General features: G+C 71.7%; 19 protein-coding genes. 9 read left to right on the plus strand and 10 right to left on the minus strand.

Translation table 11 applies throughout. The annotated features are described in order from the left end of the window. Window positions 1-71: 71 nt before the first annotated feature. Window positions 72-758 carry an LmeA family phospholipid-binding protein gene (locus ACX80K_RS04825; protein ID WP_459270740.1) on the plus strand — a complete coding sequence of 229 codons (687 nt, stop codon included), beginning with the start codon at window positions 72-74 and terminating at the stop codon, window positions 756-758. Window positions 759-812: 54 nt separating this feature from the next. On the opposite strand, the gene ACX80K_RS04830 is transcribed toward ACX80K_RS04825, so the two are convergent. Next, window positions 813-1,280, minus strand: coding sequence for a VOC family protein (locus ACX80K_RS04830; protein WP_459270741.1), 468 nt, complete (start codon window positions 1,278-1,280; stop codon window positions 813-815). 103 nt (window positions 1,281-1,383) lie between these two features. On the opposite strand from ACX80K_RS04830, the gene ACX80K_RS04835 reads away from it, so the two are divergent. Continuing rightward, complete coding sequence (locus tag ACX80K_RS04835; protein ID WP_459270742.1) at window positions 1,384-2,325, plus strand: helix-turn-helix transcriptional regulator; 942 nt, start codon at window positions 1,384-1,386, stop codon at window positions 2,323-2,325. A 71-nt stretch (window positions 2,326-2,396) separates the two neighbouring features. Here the strand turns inward: ACX80K_RS04835 and ACX80K_RS04840 are convergent, their stop codons facing one another. From ACX80K_RS04840 to ACX80K_RS04855, 4 genes are all read right to left on the minus strand, one after another. Continuing rightward, window positions 2,397-3,716 (minus strand): alpha/beta hydrolase, encoded by a 1,320-nt coding sequence (locus ACX80K_RS04840; RefSeq protein ID WP_459270743.1) that lies wholly within the window; start codon window positions 3,714-3,716, stop codon window positions 2,397-2,399. Between the two features lie 157 nt (window positions 3,717-3,873). Next, window positions 3,874-4,977, minus strand: coding sequence for an SDR family oxidoreductase (locus tag ACX80K_RS04845; RefSeq protein WP_459270744.1), 1,104 nt, complete (start codon window positions 4,975-4,977; stop codon window positions 3,874-3,876). 154 nt (window positions 4,978-5,131) lie between these two features. After that, complete coding sequence (locus ACX80K_RS04850) at window positions 5,132-6,778, minus strand: thiamine pyrophosphate-binding protein (protein ID WP_459270745.1); 1,647 nt, start codon at window positions 6,776-6,778, stop codon at window positions 5,132-5,134. A gap of 316 nt (window positions 6,779-7,094) precedes the next feature. After that, on the minus strand, window positions 7,095-8,459 hold the full coding sequence (locus tag ACX80K_RS04855; protein WP_459270746.1) for an MFS transporter: 1,365 nt from the start codon (window positions 8,457-8,459) through the stop codon (window positions 7,095-7,097). A gap of 220 nt (window positions 8,460-8,679) precedes the next feature. Between ACX80K_RS04855 and ACX80K_RS04860 the strand changes: the two genes are divergently transcribed. After that, window positions 8,680-9,528 (plus strand): HpcH/HpaI aldolase/citrate lyase family protein, encoded by an 849-nt coding sequence (locus ACX80K_RS04860; RefSeq protein WP_459270747.1) that lies wholly within the window; start codon window positions 8,680-8,682, stop codon window positions 9,526-9,528. A gap of 15 nt (window positions 9,529-9,543) precedes the next feature. On the opposite strand, the gene ACX80K_RS04865 is transcribed toward ACX80K_RS04860, so the two are convergent. After that, window positions 9,544-9,774, minus strand: coding sequence for a zinc-ribbon domain-containing protein (locus ACX80K_RS04865; RefSeq protein WP_104181254.1), 231 nt, complete (start codon window positions 9,772-9,774; stop codon window positions 9,544-9,546). A gap of 215 nt (window positions 9,775-9,989) precedes the next feature. On the opposite strand from ACX80K_RS04865, the gene ACX80K_RS04870 reads away from it, so the two are divergent. The 4 genes from ACX80K_RS04870 to ACX80K_RS04885 all read left to right on the plus strand — a co-directional run bounded on the left by ACX80K_RS04870 (window position 9,990) and on the right by ACX80K_RS04885 (window position 13,159). Continuing rightward, window positions 9,990-10,808 (plus strand): DUF4397 domain-containing protein, encoded by an 819-nt coding sequence (locus ACX80K_RS04870; protein WP_459270748.1) that lies wholly within the window; start codon window positions 9,990-9,992, stop codon window positions 10,806-10,808. A gap of 92 nt (window positions 10,809-10,900) precedes the next feature. After that, window positions 10,901-11,617, plus strand: a complete 717-nt coding sequence (locus ACX80K_RS04875) for a class F sortase (protein ID WP_459270749.1) — start codon at window positions 10,901-10,903, stop codon at window positions 11,615-11,617. 134 nt (window positions 11,618-11,751) lie between these two features. After that, window positions 11,752-12,321 (plus strand): RNA polymerase sigma factor, encoded by a 570-nt coding sequence (locus tag ACX80K_RS04880; RefSeq protein WP_459270750.1) that lies wholly within the window; start codon window positions 11,752-11,754, stop codon window positions 12,319-12,321. After that, a complete protein-coding gene (locus ACX80K_RS04885) occupies window positions 12,308-13,159 on the plus strand; it encodes an anti-sigma factor (RefSeq protein WP_459270751.1) in 852 nt (283 codons plus the stop codon). The genes ACX80K_RS04880 and ACX80K_RS04885 overlap by 14 nt, the downstream gene beginning before the upstream one ends. Window positions 13,160-13,165: 6 nt before the next feature. Here the strand turns inward: ACX80K_RS04885 and ACX80K_RS04890 are convergent, their stop codons facing one another. The 3 genes from ACX80K_RS04890 to ACX80K_RS04900 all read right to left on the minus strand — a co-directional run bounded on the left by ACX80K_RS04890 (window position 13,166) and on the right by ACX80K_RS04900 (window position 15,858). Beyond that, a complete protein-coding gene (locus tag ACX80K_RS04890; protein WP_459270752.1) occupies window positions 13,166-14,248 on the minus strand; it encodes a fatty acid desaturase family protein in 1,083 nt (360 codons plus the stop codon). Between the two features lie 115 nt (window positions 14,249-14,363). Next, window positions 14,364-14,993: a flavin reductase family protein gene (locus ACX80K_RS04895; protein WP_459270753.1), complete on the minus strand. Its 630-nt coding sequence runs from the start codon at window positions 14,991-14,993 to the stop codon at window positions 14,364-14,366. After that, a complete protein-coding gene (locus ACX80K_RS04900) occupies window positions 14,986-15,858 on the minus strand; it encodes an SDR family oxidoreductase (protein ID WP_459270754.1) in 873 nt (290 codons plus the stop codon). Before ACX80K_RS04900 ends, ACX80K_RS04895 begins: the two co-directional genes overlap by 8 nt. A 99-nt stretch (window positions 15,859-15,957) precedes the next feature. Here ACX80K_RS04900 and ACX80K_RS04905 point away from each other — a divergent pair, with 99 nt between their 5' ends. Next, window positions 15,958-16,761 carry an SGNH/GDSL hydrolase family protein gene (locus ACX80K_RS04905; RefSeq protein WP_459270755.1) on the plus strand — a complete coding sequence of 268 codons (804 nt, stop codon included), beginning with the start codon at window positions 15,958-15,960 and terminating at the stop codon, window positions 16,759-16,761. Window positions 16,762-17,095: 334 nt separating this feature from the next. Further along, entirely contained in the window at window positions 17,096-18,013 is a 918-nt protein-coding gene (locus tag ACX80K_RS04910) for an SDR family oxidoreductase (protein ID WP_459270756.1), read from the plus strand. 87 nt (window positions 18,014-18,100) lie between these two features. Here the strand turns inward: ACX80K_RS04910 and ACX80K_RS04915 are convergent, their stop codons facing one another. Beyond that, window positions 18,101-18,787 carry a hypothetical protein gene (locus tag ACX80K_RS04915; RefSeq protein ID WP_459271368.1) on the minus strand — a complete coding sequence of 229 codons (687 nt, stop codon included), beginning with the start codon at window positions 18,785-18,787 and terminating at the stop codon, window positions 18,101-18,103. Between the last annotated feature and the right edge of the window lie 455 nt (window positions 18,788-19,242).

A 19,242-nucleotide genomic window follows, 5' to 3' on the forward strand; every position in this document is an offset into this window, starting at 1 on the left:
TCGGTCCTGCCCGGACGGTGGAACCGGTGTCGGAGCGTCCCCCCGGGGCGGCAAGCCATCAGACTGTCCTGATGAGGTGGACGCGCGCGAAGGACTGGCTGATCGGTGCACTCGGGATGGTCCTCCTCCTGGTGCTCACGGCGGGGATCCTCTGGTGGGTGGTCAGCGACCCGGCCGGTCAGGCGGCGCCATCGCCGTCGCCCACGGCGGGTGCCGGGCGGACGCCGGACGCCGAGGCTCCCGCCGGCCTGCGCGACGACGAGGTGTGGCTGGGCGACCTGGCGCTGGACGCCGGGACGGTGGTGTCCGCGGGGTCGACGCTCCGCGACGTCCGGGCCGTCGGACAGGACGTGGTCACGGGCCCGGACGGCACGGTCGCCGCCCGGCTCTCCGTGGACGCGACCGTGCCGTTCGACGTCGTGGCCGGTGAGCTCGGCGGCGGGACGGAGGTCCGGCCCGCCGACGACGGTCAGGCCACCGTGGTCCGTACCGTGGAGACGCTGGGCCGCGCAGTGCGCGTGACCGCGACGGGGACGGTCGAGGTCCAGGCGGGCCGGCTCGTGATGGAGCCGCAGTCGATCGACCTCGGCGGACCTGACTTCCTCTCCGGAGCCACCGCCGCCGTCGTGCGGAACCTCGTGACCATCGAGCACGAGGTCGAGGGGCTGCCCGAAGGCCTCGTGCTCGAGGACGTCACCGTGCAGGACGACGGCTTCCGCGTGAACCTCCGCGGCGAGGACGTCCGACTGGTGCCCTGACCGCGCCCCGACGTGCCGCCCCGCTGTTCCGGGTCCGCCGCTGCCCGGGAGGCCTCACGTGGCGTGGACGGGCTCCACGTCGAGGACCCACGTCACGCCGAAGCGGTCGGTGAGCATGCCGAACCCGGCGGTCCAGGCGGAGGCGGCGAGGGGCTCGACGATGGTGGCGCCGTCGGCGAGGCCGTTCCAGTAGCGGGTGATCTCCTCGAAACCCTCGGCACGCACGGACTGGAAGAAGGCGCTGTCCGTCATGGTGGTTCCGTTCTCGCGGCGGGTCGTGCCAGCGGTCGCCGCCGGACCGCCGTCGTCCTGCCCCGGCACGTCGTAGGCCATGACGCGGAAGCCGTCCTCGTTCTCGACCTGGCCGAAGACGATCCTGTCGTGCCCGGGGTCATCCTGGGGCATCCCGAAGTCCCCGTAGGTCGCCAGCGTGAGCCGGCCGCCGAAGACGCCCTGGTAGAAGTCGAGGGCCTGGCGTGCGGTGCCGCGGAAGTTCAGGTGCGTGGTGGTCCTGATGCTCATGGTGTCTGCTCTTTCCTAGTAATCGATCGGCAGGAGTGCCATCCACCACGATGGCGGGAGTAGCGGTCAGCGACGGTCCTCCACTTCGCGCATACTGACTGGCATGACGGGTTCCGCACGGCTGCTGGCGCTGCTCTCGATCCTGCAGGCGCAACGGGACTGGCCCGGGATCGTCCTGGCCGAGCGCCTGGGCGTGACGCCCCGGACGGTCCGCCGGGACGTCGACCGGCTCCGGGACCTCGGGTACCGGATCCGCGCGGCCAAGGGCCCGGACGGCGGGTACCGGATGGCAGCCGGCGCGGACCTGCCGCCCCTGCTGTTCGACGACGATCAGGCCGTCGCGATCGCCGTCGCCCTGCAGAACGCACCGTCCTCCGGCATCGACCTCGACGAGGCGGCGGAGCGCGCGCTCGCGACCGTCCGGCAGGTCCTGCCCTCCCGCCTCCGGCACCGCATCGACGGGATCCGCTCCACCGGAGCGGGGACCACGACCACCCGCGTCGATCCGGCCGTCCTCGCAGCGGTCAGCGCCGCCGTCCGGAACCGGACGACCCTGAGGTTCGACTACCTCCAGGACGGGCTCCCACGCCGGGCCCAGCCGCACGCGATCGTGGCACGGGACGGACGCTGGTACCTGATCGGCTGGGACCTCGACCGCGACGACTGGCGTATCTACCGCCTCGACCGGTTGTCCCCCCGGACCCCGGCAGGCTCGGTCTTCCCACCACGCCGGCTCCCGGCCCCCGATGCCCGCACCTACCTGTCCGCCCGGCTCAAGGGCTTGGACGCCGTCGACCGGTGGCCGTGCACGGGTGAGGTCGTCATCGACCTGCCGGTGGGGGAGATCGCCCCCTTCGTCGGGGACGGCGGCGTCGAGGAACTCACCGCGACCTCCTGCCGAGTGAGCATCGGCTCCTGGTCGTGGGCCGGGGTCCTCGCATCCGTCGCCCGGTTCGACGCTCCCTTCGCCATCCTGGGCCCGGAGCCGCTCCGCGCCGCGGCGAGGGATCACGCCCTCCGCCTGGAGGCGGCAGCCCGGGCGTAGCGTCTTGAGGGCGGGCTGCTCCCCGCGGCGTCACCGGAGCGCCGCCTTCCGGACTTCGCCCGCACCCTGCCCTACGGCGACAGCGGCTCCCCGGTCCGTACCGCCAAGACGGCGTCGAGGATCCCCCGGGCCGTCTCGGCCGCGTCCTGGTCGTCGCCGATCAGCGACCCGTGGGTCGCCCCGTCGACCACGCGGTGCAGCGTGTCGGTCGACAGGGTGGCGAGTGCGTCCTGCGACTCGGTCCAGCCGGGGCGGGTGCCGCTGCCGGCGGTCAGGACGACCAGGGGCTTGTCGGTGAAGGTCCTCAGCGCGGCGGCCTGCTGCACCGAGGATCCGGCGACGAGGTATTCGTCGGCCGCGCTCCTCAGGTGGTCGGCCGATCCGACCCCGAGGAGCGGGCCGATGCCGAGCCGCCCTGCGGCGCCGACCAGCGCGGACAGGCGGCTCGTCGTGTCGTCCGGAGGCGTGGGCTCCTCCAGGTGGGGCGCCGGCTCCGCCGCCGGGGCGGTCGAGTCCACCAGCACCAGCCCGGCCACCTCGCCGGGGTAGCGGGCCGCGAACGTGAGGGCGTACAGGCCTCCGAAGGAATGACCGGCCAGCACGTACGGTCCCGGCTCGTTCCCGCGCTGCAGCAGCGTGTGCAGATCGGTGGCGATCCGCGCGCCGTCCTGCGGTGTGTCCGCCGGATCGCTCCACCCGCGCCCCGCCCGGTCGTAGATGCACACCCGCGTGTCCCGGGCGACCCTCGGGGCGATCAGGGCGAGGTCCGACGACATCAGGCCGGCTCCCGGTTCGATGACCACTGTCGGGCTTCCCGAGCCGGTGCAGTCCAGGTACAGGCGGTGGCCGCCCACGTCGATCAGCCTCCCCTGCCCCGGGGGGCTCCCCGCCCTGACGGCTCCGCGCACGGTCTCGTATCCGCCCGCCAGGGAGGCGAGGACCAGCAGCGCGATCACGGGATAGAGCAGTATCCGCGCGCCCCGACCGGCAGCCGACCGGATCCTCGCGACCATCCACACCACCAGCAGCAGCAGGGCGGGGGGCCATACCCAGGCGAGGGCGTCCTGCATCGGGGAGCCGAACCCCAGCAGGAGCAGGCCCCCCAGGCCCAGGAACAGCGCGGGAGCCACGGCCCATCGCTGCGGCTGGTCCGTGAACCCCGACAGCACCGCCAGGAGGGCCCAGCCCAGGGCGAACCCCAGCAGGACGGCCCCGGTCACGCCGCTCTCCGTCGCCGGGGTGAAGGGTGCGGCCGCCAGCAGGAGCGCGGCGAGGGCCCCGGCCACCAGCGAGCCGGCCACCAGCAGGCCGACACGCCCGCTCCGCCCGGGGCCGGGAGCGCGGGAGGCGTCGAGGCCGTCGGGAGGAGGGCTCGCGGGAAGGGTGGTCACCGGGGCTCGCTTCCGTGGTCGGCAAGGGCAGTCCCAGCAGTGAACCATCCGGGACGCAGGTTGACCAGTGGGCTCGGCGCCTGTCCCGGCGACCGGGGGACCACGGCGCGCCCGTCCGTGCGCTCCCCGTCCTGACGTCGGCGGAGACACGGGCGGCTCAGTCCAGCGGCGGGATGATCCTCTCCGCTGCCAGCTGACCGAAGAGCTCCGTGAACCGCTCCTCGGTGTCCAGGCAGTCGGTGAAGCCGTGGCGCCGGGCCTTGATGGTGGAGGTGACGTTGTCGAAGCCCGAGCGGAAGAGGAAGTCGCCGAAGGACCAGCCCGCGAGGTCCTCGAAGGGAGTGGGCACGAGGTCGTACTTCGCCACCATGCCCTTCCAGAGCTCCTCGTGGTGAGGCATCGCCTCGGCCAGCGGGACCGGCTGGGGTTCGGCGTGGTCCATCCCGAAAAGGCGGGCGAAGACGGGCCACAGGTGGCGCCAGCGGATCTGGTCCCCGTTGGTGATGTTGTAGACCTCGCCGGCGGCCCGTGGTTCCGCGCCGGCCCAGACCGTGGCGCGGGCCAGGAGTGAGGCGTCGGTCACCTGGTACAGGGCGTCGTAGGCGGCATGGGTGCCGGGGAACCGCAGCGGCTGGCCGAGCTCCCGGCAGATGCTCGCGTAGACGGCGATGACCATGAGGATGTTCATGGGATTGCCGACGGCGTACCCGACGACGCCCTCGGGGCGCAGCATGGTGGCGTGGAAGCCACGCCCGGCCGCGGCGGCCCGGAGGATGTCCTCCTGGTCGTAGTAGAAGTTCGGCTGGATCAGCCGCGCGTCACTCTCCTTGGCCGGGGTGTTGAAGTAGCCGAGGTGCGCGCCGTACGCCTTCCCGCCCTGGTAGAGGGTGACGTGCCGCAGGGGCGCCCCTGCGGCCTCGAGGCCGTCCAGGGTGTTCGTCAGCAGGGCCGAGTTGACCCCGATCTGCTCCGCGGTGGTGTCCCGTTCGAGATAGGCGCCGAACACCAGGTGCGTGGTGTCCGCGGCGGCCTCCAGCCCGGCACGTGTTGCTTCCCGGTCGAGCAGGTCCACGGGCAGGTGGTCCCACCGGGCGCCGGTGACGGGACGCCGGCTGAGCCCCCGGACCCGCACGCCGCGGCGGGTGTACTCGTCCGCCGCGTGCCGGCCGATGACCCCTCCGGCCCCGGCGACCAGGACGGTCTTCGCCTCGACGTCGGCCGCTGCCTGTACGTCGGTCCTTCGGGTGTTCTCGGGGGTCACGGGGGCTCCTGGGTAGCGGTTCGTCGGCGCCGTCCGGCATCACTGTCGGCTTCTCGACCGGCCTCTTCCGACTATAACTTTCGGCACAGGTCGCCGGGCGGCCGGCGACCTGTGCCGAAGGAGCCGGGAGCCCTTGACGGACACGGCTCCCGCCTCAGCGTGTGCCGGTCGCCACCGCCACGATCTCCTGCATGTAGGGTGCCACGACCTGCTGCGAGATCCTGCAGTCGAGCAGCAGGACGCCGTCGTCGTCGGACGCCAGCCAGCCCTCCACGGGGGCGAGGTCCTCGAGCGAGCCGATCGTCGCGGACCGGGCGCCGAACGCGGCGGCGACGGCCGCGAAGTCCACCTCCTCGATCATCATGGGCCCCGGGTCGATGCCGCGGACGGCGTACTGGTGGATCTCGGCCCCGTAGGCGGCGTCGTTGAAGACCACGATGACGGCCCTGCGCGCGGTGCGGATGAACGTGACCAGGTCGGCGAGCGCCATGAGGGCGCCGCCGTCGCCCGTGCACAGGACGACGGTGGAGCCCGGCAGGGCGCGGGCGGCACCGACGGCGCTGGGGAAGCCGAGGCCGATGGTCTGGTACGCGGTCCCCACCATGATCAGGCGGTTGGGCGCCTGGACGTGGAGGTAGCCCGGCGCCCACCCGATGAAGTGGCCGCCGTCCTGCACGACGGTCCGGTCCGCGGGCAGCATCCGGTCCAGTGTCCGGCACAGGCTCCGCGGGTCGAGCCGGCCGTCGGGTGCCGCCACCTCGCCGTCGTCGCGTGCGTCATGGGCGCCGAGGGCGTCGTCGGCGGCGGTGGTGCTCCACCTCCGGGCCCCTTCCCGGGGTTCGACGGCGGCGAGGAGCGCCTCGGCGGCCAGCCGTGCGTCGGCGTGGAGGAAATCGGTGACGGCCGGCGAGGTGGGACCGGCCGTGATGTCGGCCTGGATGACGCGGGCGCCCGGGCCGAAGGAGTGCCCGAAGCGCATCGTGAACTGGTTGAGCCGTGCACCGAGCACGAGGACGACGTCGGCCTGCCCGACGAGGCGGGCCGTGCGTTCGGAGGCCCAGCCGCCCGCGATGCCGAGGGCGGCCGGGCTGTCCCCGAAGAGTCCCGCCCCGAGACCCGAGGTGGCGGTGAGGGCGCCGAGGCGGTCGGCGAGGCGTGCCGCTGCCTCGCCGGCGCCGCTCACCCAGGCGCCACGCCCGGCCAGGACGAGGGGCCGCTCGGCAGCGGAGAGCAGCGCCGCGGCGCGGTGGATGTCGCCCGCGGACGGCTCCTCGCGGGGCGCCCGAGCGGAGGGCGCGGCCGGTTCCTCGGGCGCGGCCTCGGCGGCGGCGAGGTCGTAGGGGATCGCGAGGACCACGGGTTCCCGGTAGCGGAGTGCGTGCTCGACCGCGGCCGTCGTCGTCGCCAGGGGGCGCGCCGCCGACACTGTGAACGTGGTGGCGCCGAGCCCCTTGGCCATCAGGACCTGATCGACGTCCCACGCGCGCATCCCGGTCGTCGGGGCGTCGCCGACCACGAGGACCAGGGGGATGTCCGCCTGCACGGCCTCGGCCAGGGGCGTCAGGGCGTTCGTGAACCCGGCGCCGTACGTGGTGGTGGCGACGGCGACGCGGCCGCAGGCGCGGTGGTAGGCGTCGGCGGCGGCGACCGCGCCCGCCTCGTGGCGGACGGCGGTGAAGTGCAGCGACGGTGCCGCCATGACGGCGTCGAGGAAGTGCGCGTTGCCGTTGCCCATGACCCCGAAGACCTCGGTGGTGACGGGCAGCAGGGCTGAGACGATGCGGGCGGAGACGGTGGCCATCGTGGAATCCTTCAGGGCGGAGTCCTCCGGTGGCGGTGGCGGTGGTGGCACACGGTCGACCCGGCGGACCTGGTGGGTGAGTTCCGTATGTGCCTCGGGCGGCGATGCCCTTATTGCCTCTTTTTCAGGCACGGCGCCCTGAGCGCCCGACGGATGTCACTATAGCGGCCGCCGTACCGCTGGGTGCCCTGCCGGCGCGACGACGTCGGCGGAACCGGTTCGACGTCCCTGCCGTCCTGCCCGCCCGCAGGGCCCACGGATGCCCACCGACTCGTCGGAGTCGGTGGGCATCCGGGAGCGCGCTGACGGCGATCCGCTAGGAGTGGCGCCCGACCCCGGCGTCCGCGCCATCCTTCTCCGCCTCCAGCGGTGCCCCCTTGGTCTCCTTGACCAGGGTGACACCGATGAAGGAGATGACGCAGAGGCCCATGATGTAGAGGCCGATGGACCCGGACCAGCCCGTGCCCCTCAGCAGGGCCTCGGCGATCAGCGGGGCGAACGCGCCACCGAGGATCGCTCCGAGGGCGTAGCCGATGCCGATGCCGGAGTAGCGGACGTTGGCGGGGAACATCTCGGCGTACATGGCGGACATGGGGCCGTAGGACAGCCCCAGTCCGATGGTGAGGATGAAGATGGCGATCCCGTAGGCCCAGATGCTGCGGGTGTCGATCAGCATGAACATCGGGATCATCCAGACGAAGATGAGGCCGTAGCCGATCTGGAACGTCCGGACGCGGCCGATCCGGTCGGACAGGATGCCGCCGTAGAGCGTGAAGATGAGCCAGCCGAAGGATGCCAGCAGCGTCGCCAGGAGCACGGGTGCGGCCGGCATCCCGAGGGTCCGCTGCGCATAGGAGGAGAGGAACGCGATGACGAGGTAGCCGGCGGCGTTGTTGCCGATGAAGATGACGGCGGCGAGGACGACCTGCTTCTTGTTGGTCTTCAGGAGGCTGCGCAGGGGAGTGGCGGTGTCCCGCTTCCGCTCGATCATGCGCTTGAAGACCGGGCTCTCGGCGACGGCGGCACGGATGAAGTAGCCCACGACGATGAGGACGACGGAGAGCAGGAACGGGATGCGCCAGCCCCAGGCGAGGAAGGCCTCCGGGGACATGGACGTGCGCAGGAGGAACAGCACGAGCGTCGCGAGGATCATGCCGACGGGCACGCCGATCTGCGGGTAGGCGCCCCAGAAACCGCGCTTGCCCACGGGGGCGTGCTCGACGGCCATGAGTGCGGCACCGCCCCACTCGCCACCGGCGGAGAACCCCTGCAGGATGCGCAGGAGCATGAGGAGGATGGGCGCCCAGATGCCGATCTGCGCGTACGTGGGCAGCAGGCCGATCAGGGCGGTGGCGGAGCCCATCATCACGAGGGTGAAGACGAGCATGGCCTTCCGGCCGATCCTGTCGCCGAGGCGTCCGGCGATGACCGCGCCGAGGGGCCGAAAGAAGAAGCTGATGCCGATCGTGGCCCAGGCGACGAGCTGGGCGAGGCCCGGGCTCTCACCCTCGAGCGGCCCGAAGTAGAGCGTCGCGAAGACGATGCCGGCGGCCTGGGCGAAGATGAAGAAGTCGTACCACTCGATCGTGGTGCCCACCATCGTGCCGGCGAGGACCTTCCGGTCCGCCGCGCTCATGCCGCTCCGGGACTGCGCGTCCGGACGCTCTGACGCTAGTGCCATGAAAAACTCCCTTGTTTTGTGCGTGGCTACTGGTATGCCCTGATCCGGACGGGGACGCCGTAGTCCCCATCGAGCAGAAATCGTATACGAATGCTAGGCCGCGTCCCGGTGGAGGGTCAAGGGTTCCGGAGGGGGCATCAGGCCCTTTTGGTCGTAGTGTTCACGCGATGCCTCCGGTGTCCGTTGGATAACCCGGAGCGATCCTCAGTACTGTTTGACCATGGCCTCCTTCCTGAGAAACAGCCGCGCCGCCGCGCTTCCCGCCAAGCTCTCACGATCCTGGCTGCTGGCCTCCGCTGCCACCGGCGACGCGTTCATCCCCGCCCTCACGTCGGAGGCCGATTCCGTGGTGTTCGACATGGAGGACGCCGTCCCCGCCCCGGGCAAGGCCGAGGCACGCGAGCGCGTCGTCGAGGCGCTGTCCACCGGCATGACGGCCTGGGTGCGCGTCAACGGCATCGAGACCGAGTACTGGGCCGACGACTTGGCCGCACTGTCCAGGGCACCCGGCCTGCGCGGCGTCATGCTCGCCATGACGGAGAAGCCCGAGCAGGTGACGCACACGGCGATGCGCCTGCAGGCCGGGACGCCCGTCCTCGCGCTGATCGAGTCGGCGCTCGGCATCGAAAACGCGACGGCGATCGCCAGCGCGCCGGGGACGTTCCGCCTGGCGTTCGGCGTGGGCGACTTCCGGCGCGACACGGGTGCCTCGGACGACCCGATGGCGCTCGCCTACGCGCGCTCGAAGCTCGTCGTCGCCTCGCGCGTCGGGCAGCTCCCCGGCCCGATCGACGGTCCGACCGTCGGTGCCCTCGGGGACGAACTGCTCGAGGCCTGCAAGGTCACGGCGTCCATGGGCATGACCGGCAAGCTGTGCCTGCTCACGGATGCCACGGACACCATCAACAGGGGCCTGTCCCCGAGCGACTCGGAGATCAACTGGGCCGCCGAACTGCTCCGCGAGCATGCGGCGGGCGCCGTGGTGGGCGACGGCTCCTACCTGCCGCGTCTCGCCCGCGCACAGAAGATCTCGTCGCTCGCGGACTCCTACGGCCTCTGGAACGCCTAGTCCCCGGCAGGAGGGCTAGTAGGCGAGGGCCCGCTGCTCGGAGCCGCTGATCGTCGACGTGCCGCCGCAGTTGGTGCACACCTGCAGGCGGGTCTTCTTGAGGGTGATGAGCGGGATGAAGAACACCGAGAGCTTCGTCTTGCGCTGGACGACCTGCTGCGGGGCGTGCATACCGCAGTAGCGGCAGCCGGCGGATCGGGTGAACTGCAGGTGCTCACGCGTGGTGAGGCCGAAGAGGAAGAACATCCATCCACCGTAGCCAGCCCTGCGCCGGCGCGGGCGTGCCGTTCTGCACACCCGGCGGGCTTGCATTACCGGGCCGTTGATGCCACGCCACCGGCCGACCGCCGGACGACGTCCAGGAAAAAGTCCGCTCCCCTGCATCCAACGGGTCCTCCTTCCCGGTAATACCAGGTGTCAGCAGAAGCGCCCCCCGGAGGGGACGACACGAAGGAGTTGTCATGCGAAGAAGCCTGTACACCGTTGGAACCGTGCTGGTGGTCGCGACGGCCGCGGCCGCGCCCGCAACGGCCGCCGAGTCACAACCCGCAGCATCGCTGTCCGTGCTGCACGGAGTCCCCGACCTCACGGTCGACGTCTACGTCAACGGTGCCCTCACCCTCGACGATTTCGCGCCCGGCACACTCGCCGGTCCGCTCTCGCTGCCCGCCGGCAGCTACCAGCTGGCCATCACGGCGGCCGACGCACCCGACGCGAGCGCGCCGGTCATCGGCCCCGTGGACGTCTCCCTCGCCGCCGGCGGGAACTACACCGCCACGGCCAACCTCGACGCGGCGGGCACGCCGACCGCCAACTTCTACACCAACGACGTCTCGGCGGTGGAGGCCGGCAAGTCACGCCTGACCGTGCGGCACGTCGCCGCGGCGCCCGCCGTCGACGTCCTCGCGGGAGGCGCGCCGATCGTGCCGAACCTCAGCAACCCGGGTGAGGCGACGCTGACCACGGACCCGGGGACGGTCTCCGCGGCGGTCGCGGCAGCGGGCACCACCCAGCCCGTGATCGGCCCGGCGGACCTCACCCTCGCCGAGGGCACGTCGACGATCGTCTACGCGTGGGGGAGCCTCGAGGCGGGCAACCTCGCGCTCGCCACACAGGTCATCGAGGGGCTGCACTCGTCGCCGGGCTCCGTCCCGGGCGGACAGTCGGGCCTGGCCGCCCAGGACGACGACGCCGGGGCGGCGGTGGGGATCGGCGCAGCCGCCCTCGCCCTCCTCGGCGGAGCGATCGCCGTGAGCCGGAGGCGTACGGCGCGGGTATGACGGGCCGGGCGCGCGGACGCCGTCGGGCTCCACGCGCCCTGTCCCTCCAGCCGATCCACGAGAACCAGGACGATCCAGTGCACCCTCCCCGTATGGCAACCGGCCTGGCGGCGCTGTCGATAGCGACCGCCGCCGTCCTCAGCGGATGCTCCATCTCGCCCGCGGACCCCGCCACGCCGGCGGCGCCCGCGGCACCCATCCTCGCCCCCACCCCGCCACCCGGGACGGAGACGCCGTCGGACACGACACCGGTCCCGGTGCCGGACGTCCCCGCGGAGTCCACCGCGGCGTCGCCGGCGGCTGCGGGTACGGGCCTCGCCGCCGGTATCCCGGTACGTCCGGCGGACGCGGCCGTCCAGCCGCCTCCTCCCGCTCCCGTCTCCCTGGACATCCCCGGCACGGACATCTCCGTCCGGGTCGTCGACGTGGGCATCGCCGGGAACGACGCCATGGAGATCCCGGACAGCTTCTGGGAAGCAGGGTGGTACCGCTTCGGACCGGCCCCCGGAGCCGATGCGGGACACGCCGTGATCGCCGCGCACGTGGACAGCCGGACGGAGGTCATGCCCTTCGCCCAGCTCGACGACGTCGATCCCGGCACCGTCCTCACCGTCGGCCTCGCGGACGGCGACACGGTGCAGTACCGCGTCGACGACGTCCGGAACGTCCCGAAGGCAACGCTCGACGGATCGGACGTCTTCCGGCGGGACGGCCCCCATCGACTCAAGATCATCACCTGCGGAGGCGAATGGCTGCTGGACAAGGGCGACTACGAGGATAATGTTGTCCTCACAGCCTCACCGCTCTGAACGCACGGCTCCCGCGGTCCGCCTGACTCGCACTGTCCGCCCTCCGACGCACCGCCGTCGGGACGGGACAGCGCAGGTGGGCCGGGTGCTCCCGGTGCGGTGCTGGGCCCGGCACCGCGCTGAAGGAGTAGGGCGTGACACCTCCAGGCACCGAGTGGACGCGGGAACTCGACGTGGAGTTCTCCGCCGGTGACGAGGAGGCGCTGGCCGCCGCGTACCGGCGTCTTGCGCCCCTCGTGTTCACGGTGGCATTACGGTCCATGAACGACCGGACGGCGGCTGCGGACATCACCCAGGACGTGTTCGTGCGGGCCTGGCGTTTCCGGGACAGCTTCGATCCGCAGTACGGGACGGTTCCCGGCTGGATCCTCGGCATCAGCAGGAACGTCATCCTGGACACCCTGGCGGCCAGGAGCAGGCAGAATCAGATGGTGGCCCGGTCCGGGGCGATCGCCGAACCGGAGAGCCCGAGGCAGCACGCGCGGGAGGTGGATGCCGTGACGGACCGTGTGGTCCTGGACGCGGAACTCGAACTGCTGGGCGAACCCCAACAGTCCATCCTGCGGCTCGCCTTCTACGAAGACCTCACACATCAGCAGATCGCACAACGGTTGGAGTTGCCCCTGGGAACCGTGAAGAGCCACATCCGGAGGAGCCTGACACATCTGCGCAGTCGACTGGAGGCGTGGAATGCGGCATCTTGATCCGGACAGCCTGGGGATCGCCGCGCTGGACGAACCGCTGGACCGGCCGTCGCGCACCCATCTCGACGCGTGCGCTGCCTGTGGCGAGGAGGTCGCCGCCCTGCGCGAGGTCGTCGTCCTGGCCCGATCGGGAGGGCACCCCGCCCGGCTCGAGGTGCCCGACCCCGCGGTGTGGGACGCCGTCGCCCGGGAACTCGGTCTCGCGGCCGACACCGCACCCGCCCTCCGGTCGGTCGGCACCCTCGAGCCCGTCGGCCCCCGTCCCGGCCCCGCGGAGCAGGGCACTCCGCAGCAGGGTGCCACGGAACCCGACTCCGGGGGATCGGGCCCCGCAAAGTCGGCTGCCGTGCGACCGGCCGTGATCCGGGGCCGTGCCGTGCCCGGTCCTGCCCGCACGTCCCGGACCGTCCCCGCGTGGTGGCTGGCCGCGGCCGCCGTCTCCGGGATCGCGGTCGGGGGAGGTGTGCTGTGGGCCGTCCAGGCCACGGAGGCGGGCGGTCGGACCGTGGCCCGCGCGGACCTGGCCCCCCTGCCCGACTTCGGCGGTTCGGGGGAGGCCACGCTCACCGAGTCCGAGGACGGCGTGCGACGCCTCGACGTGACGGTCTCCGGTGCGGCACCCGGCGGCTACCGGGAGGTCTGGCTCCTCGCACCCGACGCCAGCCGGATGTACAGCATCGGGATCCTGGACGGCGACCACGGCACGTTCGATGTCCCCGGCGCCATCGACCTCCGGCAGTTCCCCGTCGTCGACGTGTCGGACGAACCGCTGGACGGGGACCCGACCCACTCGGGAGTCAGCGTGGTGCGGGGCACCATCGACGCCGGGGAGGTCTAGCCGACCTCAGGGACGGCGGAAGCGGTTGACCATGGGGCAGTCGAACGGGTCGCGGGCGGCCAGTCCGACGCGGTTCAGGTAGGACACCACGGCACCGTACGACGCCGCCACCCCGACCTCGGTGTACGGCACGCGCAGGCGCTCGCAGTGCTCACGGACGATCACGGCGGCGCGGCGCAGGTGCGGGCGCGGCATGTCCGGGAAGAGGTGGTGCTCGATCTGGAAGTTCAGCCCGCCGAAGGCGTTGTTGACGAACGAGCCGCCGCGGATGTTGCGCGAGGTGAGGACCTGCTTCTGGAAGAAGTCGAGCTTGCTGTCCTTCGGGACGACCGGCATGCCCTTGTGGTTGGGCGCGAAGCTCGCTCCCATGTAGACGCCGAACACGGCGAGCTGCACGCCCAAAAAGGCGAAGGCCATGCCGACGGGCAGGAACCAGAACAGGACGCCGAGGTACGCGCCGAACCGGACGCCGAGGAGCGCGAGCTCGACCCAGCGGCCCTTGATGGTGCGGCGCGCGAAGAGGGTGCTGATGGAGCGGGCGTGCAGGTTGATGCCCTCCATGGTCAGGAGGGGGAAGAAGAGGTAGCCCTGGCGGCGCGTGATCCAGGCCTGGAGGCCCTTGGCCTTCGCGGCGTCCTCCTCGAGGAACGAGATGGTGTCCACCTCGATGTCCGGATCCTTGCCCCTGGTGTTCGGGTCGTTGTGGTGGCGGGTGTGCTTGTCCATCCACCACGCGTAACTGATACCCACGACGCCGGCGGCGAGGATGCGCCCGGACCAGTCGTTCGCGCCGCGGCTCGCGAAGATCTGCCGGTGCGACGCCTCGTGGGCGAGGAACGCGACCTGGGTCAGGACGACGCCGAGGACGGCGGCCACGAGGAGCTGGAACCAGGTGTCGCCGAGGAGGGCGAAACCGGTCCAGGCGGCGCCCATGGCGAGCAGGAGGGCCGCGAACACGGTGATGTAGAAGCGGCGCCGGCGGTCGAGCAGGCCTTCCTTGCGGACCTGCTTCAGCAGCACCGAGTAGGAGGCGACGACGTCGTTCGGACGGGAGATACGGACAGTACGCGGGGCGGCGTTGACGCTCATGGGAGTCCCTGGGTAGCGGAGGGCTTCCCAGCCCGAAGAGGGTGTGCTAGAACCCTGGATATTTCGACTGTACGGGAGAAGCCCGGGTGCTGCCTGTGGGGCAGAAGTACCCACGTCACGTCGTTGTGTGCATACCCCCGTAGTGGCCGGGCCAGTCCTGCAGCGGGATGCGGGTGATGCCGCGGATCGTCCCGGCCGTGCCCCACTCGTTCCTGCCGAGCCGCGAGAGCGGCCTGAGCGCGTCGATCGCGGGCAGATCGCCGTCGAGCACCTCCTCCGACACCACAGCGTGCAGCACCTCTCCGAAGACGAGCGTGCAGTCGCCCATGTCCTGGATCAGGTGGAGCCGGCACTCGAGGGCCACGGGTGATTCGAGGACGCGGGGCGGCCGTACCGTCCTGCTCGGCTCCCGGGTGAGGCCGACGGCGTCGAACTCGCTGACCTCGGGCGGGAAGGCCGTCCCGGTCGCGTTGACGGCCTCGAAGAGACGCTCCGGCGTGAAGCCGACCACGAACTCGCCCGTGGCCTCGATGTTGCGCACGGAGTCCTTGCGCCCCACCGAGGTGAACTGCACGATCGGCGGATCGACCGACGCGATCGTGAAGAACGAGTGCGGTGCGAGGTTGTCCACGCCGTCCGCCGAGGTCGACGAGATCCAGGCGATGGGACGGGGCACGACGACGGAGGTCAGGAACCGATAGAACGCGCGGCTGTCCGCGGGGTCCGGGACGACGTCCCTACGCACGGGTACCGCCCCCGTGCCGCGCCGAGAGGAGGTCGCGGAGGCGGACGGGCCGCCGCCCGGTCAGGCGCTCCACGTCGGGCGACACCTCGGCCATCTCGCCGCGCGCGATGGCCGCGTAGGTGCTGACCCACGCCTCCACCAGCCACCGGGGCGCACCGTGGTGGGCCCGTGACGCCATCGCCTCCTCATGGCTCTGGTCCTCGAAGCGCACCGTCGCGGGGGTCATCTCGCTGATGGTCGCCGCCGCCTCGGCCAGGGTGAAGGCCTCCGGTCCGGTGAGGTGGTACGTGGCGCCCGCGTGCTCGTCGGGTGCGCGCAGCACGGCGGCGGCGGAGCGGGCGACGTCGGCCTGCGCGACCGCGGAGAGCCGGCCGTCTCCTGCGGGACCACGGATGACGCCGTCCTCCGCGAGCGCGGGCACGACGTCGAGGTACAGGTTGTCGCGGAGGAACGTCCACGTCAGGCCCGACCGGCGGATGTGCTCCTCGGTGTACCAGTGGTCGCGTCCGAGGAGGAAGGACGCGTCGGGGGCGGCGCCGAGGAACGAGGTGTAGACGATGTGCCGGACGCCTGCTGCCTGTGCGGCGTCGATGAACGCGCGGTGGCTCGCGAGGCGGTCCTGCGCCTCGGCCGCCGAAACCATGAAGAGGACGTCCACCCCGGCGAGGGCCTCGCGCGAGGCCTCGCCGTCCCCGTAGGACGACCGGCGTACGACGGACTCGGGCAGGTGCTGCGCGCGGTCGGGGGACCGGACCGGCAGGACGAGCGGCACCCCCTCGGCGGCGAGGATCCTGGCCACGCTGCCCCCGACGACGCCCGTTGACCCTGTGACTGCGATGCGGTGCTCCATGTCCGTCTCAGCCACGCCGGCGCTCGGATTATTTCCGCCCCTCCGCCACAGGGTTCACCGGGCGTTGGTCCCGCCGTCGCCCGCGGGTCGCCCGGCGGGGCTAGGCTCGCTCGAATGGCTGGACGGTTCGTGGCGATCGGGGATTCCTTCACCGAGGGGGTCGGCGACTGGAACGCGCAGTTCCCGAACGGCGTGCGGGGCTGGGCGGACCGCGTCGCCAAGCAGCTCGGACGGCAGGACCCGGCCTGGGAGTACGCCAACCTGGCCATCCGCAGCAAACGCCTGCACCACGTCCGCGACGAGCAGGTGGAACGGGCGCTGGCCCTGCGTCCCACGCTCGTCAGCCTCTACGCCGGCGGCAACGACATCCTCGAGCTGCGCACCGACATGGGCGCCCTCATGCGCGAGTACGAGGCCATGGTGGCGCGCATCGCCGGCAGCGGGGCGCGCCCGCTCCTCTTCACGGGGTTCGACATCCCGCTGAGTCCCGTGTTCGAGCCGATGAAGCGCCGCAACTGGCTGTTCAACGACCACGTGCGGCGCATCGCCCGCACGTACGACGCCGTCCTCGTGGACTACTGGTGCTTCGAGGAGTACTCGGACCCGGGGCTGTGGGACGCGGACCGCCTGCACATGTCGCCGGCCGGGCACCGGAACCTCGCCGCCCACGTCCTGAGGATCCTCGGCGTCGACCATTCCCTGACACCCCGCCTGCCGGAGCGGGAGGGCTATGCCGGGCTGGTGGCGGGACTCCGCCGGGAGACGGCGTGGCTGGGCGAGTGGGTGGTCCCGATGTTCGGCCGGCGCCTGCGCAACATCACGCTCGGCGACGACCTGCGGCCCCGGTGGCCCGAGCCGGTGCGCCCGGCGGACGGCCTGAAGCGCCTCGCGCGTGCACGGCAGGCTGCTTCGGCGTGATCCCGTCCGGCGGCTAGACTGGGCCGACTATGGACTCCATGCGCAAACTCCGCACCCCGATCGTCTGGCTCCTGGTCGCAGCGATGGTCATCAGCGTCGGCGCCGGCTTCTTCTCCGTCGTCTTCTGACCGTCGTCCTCCTGCGGGCGGCCCGCGCGTAGCCGCCTTCGCCGCGTCGCGCCACCGCCTCCCGGTTCGCGAGGGCGAGCCTGGAATGTTTCCCCGGACCCAGGGTGATAAGTAGGCTTAGCTTTACCGGCCCACTTCGCCCGCATGTCCGCCGGGGCCGCGACCAGCGCGGCACAGGACACGCTTTCCGTACAGGGAGAACACGCATGACCTCCGAGAGCGCAGCAGGATCGACCGACCAGTACACCTTCCAGAACCCCGTGACGCGGTTCGAGAGCATCTCGCCGCCCACCGACCAGATCGAGGAGCCCGGGCTCGAATCGGACATGGAGGTCCAGGCCGACCGCGGCGAGACCTCCTACCGCGGGACGGGCCGGCTCACGGGCCGCAAGGCCCTCGTCACCGGCGCCGACTCCGGCATCGGCGCGGCCGTCGCCATCGCCTTCGCGCGGGAGGGCGCCGACGTCGCCATCGCCTACCTCCCCGAGGAGGAGGAGGACGCCCAGGTGATCAAGGACCTCATCGAGGCAGAGGGCCGGACCGCAGCCTGCCTCCCGGGTGACCTCCGGGACCCCGCGTACTGCATCTCGCTCGTGCAGCAGACCGTGGACGCCCTGGGCGGCCTGGACATCCTCGTCAACAATGCCGGCAAGCAGCAGGCCGTCGAATCGCTCGAGGACCTGACCGACGAGCAGCTCGACGACACCTACAAGACGAACATCTACTCGTTCTTCCGCGTGACGAAGGAGGCGCTCAAGCACCTCCAGCCCGGATCGGCCATCATCAACACCACGTCCATCCAGGCGTACGAGCCGTCACCCACCCTCGTGGACTACGCGAGCACGAAGGCTGCGATCAACAACTTCACCAAGGGCCTGGCGCAGCAGCTCGCGCCCAAGGGGATCCGCGTCAACGCCGTGGCGCCCGGGCCCATCTGGACACCGCTGCAACCGTCGGGCGGCCAGCCGGCCGAGGCCCTGCCGGAGTTCGGCAAGGACACCCCGCTGGGCCGCGCCGGTCAGCCGACCGAACTGGCGCCGGCGTACGTCTTCCTGGCGTCGTCCGAGGCGAGTTACGTGCTCGGCGAGACCCTCAACGTCAACGGCGGGATGCCCTCGCCCTGAGACGCCCGCGGACACGCGACAGCCCCGGACGCCAGGAGTCCGGGGCTGTCGTGATCGTCGGGACCGATGCCGAGGGGTACCGGGGTCCTAGCCGGCTTCGTCGAGGGCGTCGAAGTCCGTGCGGTCGATCTTCCGGTGGTACCGCATGCCCGTGAGGCCGCCCAGGATGGCGCCGAGCAGTGCGACGGCGGCCACCAGGAGCAGCCCGATGAGGCCGGGGCCCGTGAGGTCCTGGGCCGACGGGACGCCGAGGCCCTGGAACCGGTCCGTGACGTTGGCCTGGTTGCCGACGATGACGCCGATGATGGTGAGCACGACGGCGACGATGATCGCCCAGAGCCAGACCGCGACACCCTGCTTGATGCCGCTGAAGCGTGCCATCCGCCCCGCGACGTACCCACCGGCGAAGTAGGAGACCAGCAGGATCACGCCGAGGATGACGGCGGCCGTGATGCCCGTGGTCTGCGCCTCCCCCGAGCCGCTCGTCAGGTCGGCGGCGGACAGGTTCGCGCCGGCGCCGAAGAGCGCGGCCACGGCGCCGACGAGCGCCGAGAGCAGGACGAACATCCCGGTGGCGGTGAGCCAGCCGAAGAACGCCGAACCGAACTTCATGCCGCCGAAGTGTTCCTTCTCGCGCTGGTGGAGGAGCTTCCGGTCCTCAAGGCTCGGTACGCCCGAGGCCGCGGCGGCCGTCCGCGGGAGGTGGCGGTCCCGGCCCTTGCCCCGGCCCTGTTCGCGGTCGTCCGACTCGGAGTTCGCCTTCCCCGCGGTCACGGGGACCACCTGCGTGTGCGCCTGCGTCCTCGGTTCGTGGTCCCGCGTCGCGGACGCGTCCCTCGATGCCGAGATCGGCGCCGGGGCCTGGGTCTGCTCGCGCGTGGGCGCGGCCTCCGAGCTGTACATCCCGGGCACGTAGTCGCCGCTGGAGTCGTCGTCGGAGGAGTAGCCTCCGGGCACGTAGTCGCCGTGCCCGTCGTCCGCGCCCGCCCGGGTGGCACCTGAGGCACTGCCGGCACCCGTGCCGTCGTCGGCTCGTCCCACGCTGCTCGCGCCGGAGCCGGACCGGCCGGTGTCCATCAGTTCCGTCGGGGTGTCGGTGCCGTCGGCTCGACGCGATCCGTCGCCGTCCGCGTTGCCTGTTCCTGGTGTGCTCATCGGTCCTCCTGCTCTTCGGGCCCGCAGGCTCCCTAAGGTGGCTTACTATTGCCCCCAAGTATTCCATGCCGTGG

It is taken from the genome of Arthrobacter sorbitolis (assembly GCF_054510995.1).

Coding starts and splice junctions, on each gene's coding strand:
- ACX80K_RS04825 (WP_459270740.1), top strand. CDS start 72: ATGAGGTGGACGCGCGCGAAGGACTGGCTGATCGGTGCACTCGGGATG.
- ACX80K_RS04830 (WP_459270741.1), bottom strand. CDS start 1,280: ATGAGCATCAGGACCACCACGCACCTGAACTTCCGCGGCACCGCACGC.
- ACX80K_RS04835 (WP_459270742.1), top strand. CDS start 1,384: ATGACGGGTTCCGCACGGCTGCTGGCGCTGCTCTCGATCCTGCAGGCG.
- ACX80K_RS04850 (WP_459270745.1), bottom strand. CDS start 6,778: ATGGCCACCGTCTCCGCCCGCATCGTCTCAGCCCTGCTGCCCGTCACC.
- ACX80K_RS04855 (WP_459270746.1), bottom strand. CDS start 8,459: ATGGCACTAGCGTCAGAGCGTCCGGACGCGCAGTCCCGGAGCGGCATG.
- ACX80K_RS04860 (WP_459270747.1), top strand. CDS start 8,680: ATGGCCTCCTTCCTGAGAAACAGCCGCGCCGCCGCGCTTCCCGCCAAG.
- ACX80K_RS04865 (WP_104181254.1), bottom strand. CDS start 9,774: ATGTTCTTCCTCTTCGGCCTCACCACGCGTGAGCACCTGCAGTTCACC.
- ACX80K_RS04870 (WP_459270748.1), top strand. CDS start 9,990: ATGCGAAGAAGCCTGTACACCGTTGGAACCGTGCTGGTGGTCGCGACG.
- ACX80K_RS04875 (WP_459270749.1), top strand. CDS start 10,901: ATGGCAACCGGCCTGGCGGCGCTGTCGATAGCGACCGCCGCCGTCCTC.
- ACX80K_RS04885 (WP_459270751.1), top strand. CDS start 12,308: ATGCGGCATCTTGATCCGGACAGCCTGGGGATCGCCGCGCTGGACGAA.
- ACX80K_RS04890 (WP_459270752.1), bottom strand. CDS start 14,248: ATGAGCGTCAACGCCGCCCCGCGTACTGTCCGTATCTCCCGTCCGAAC.
- ACX80K_RS04905 (WP_459270755.1), top strand. CDS start 15,958: ATGGCTGGACGGTTCGTGGCGATCGGGGATTCCTTCACCGAGGGGGTC.
- ACX80K_RS04910 (WP_459270756.1), top strand. CDS start 17,096: ATGACCTCCGAGAGCGCAGCAGGATCGACCGACCAGTACACCTTCCAG.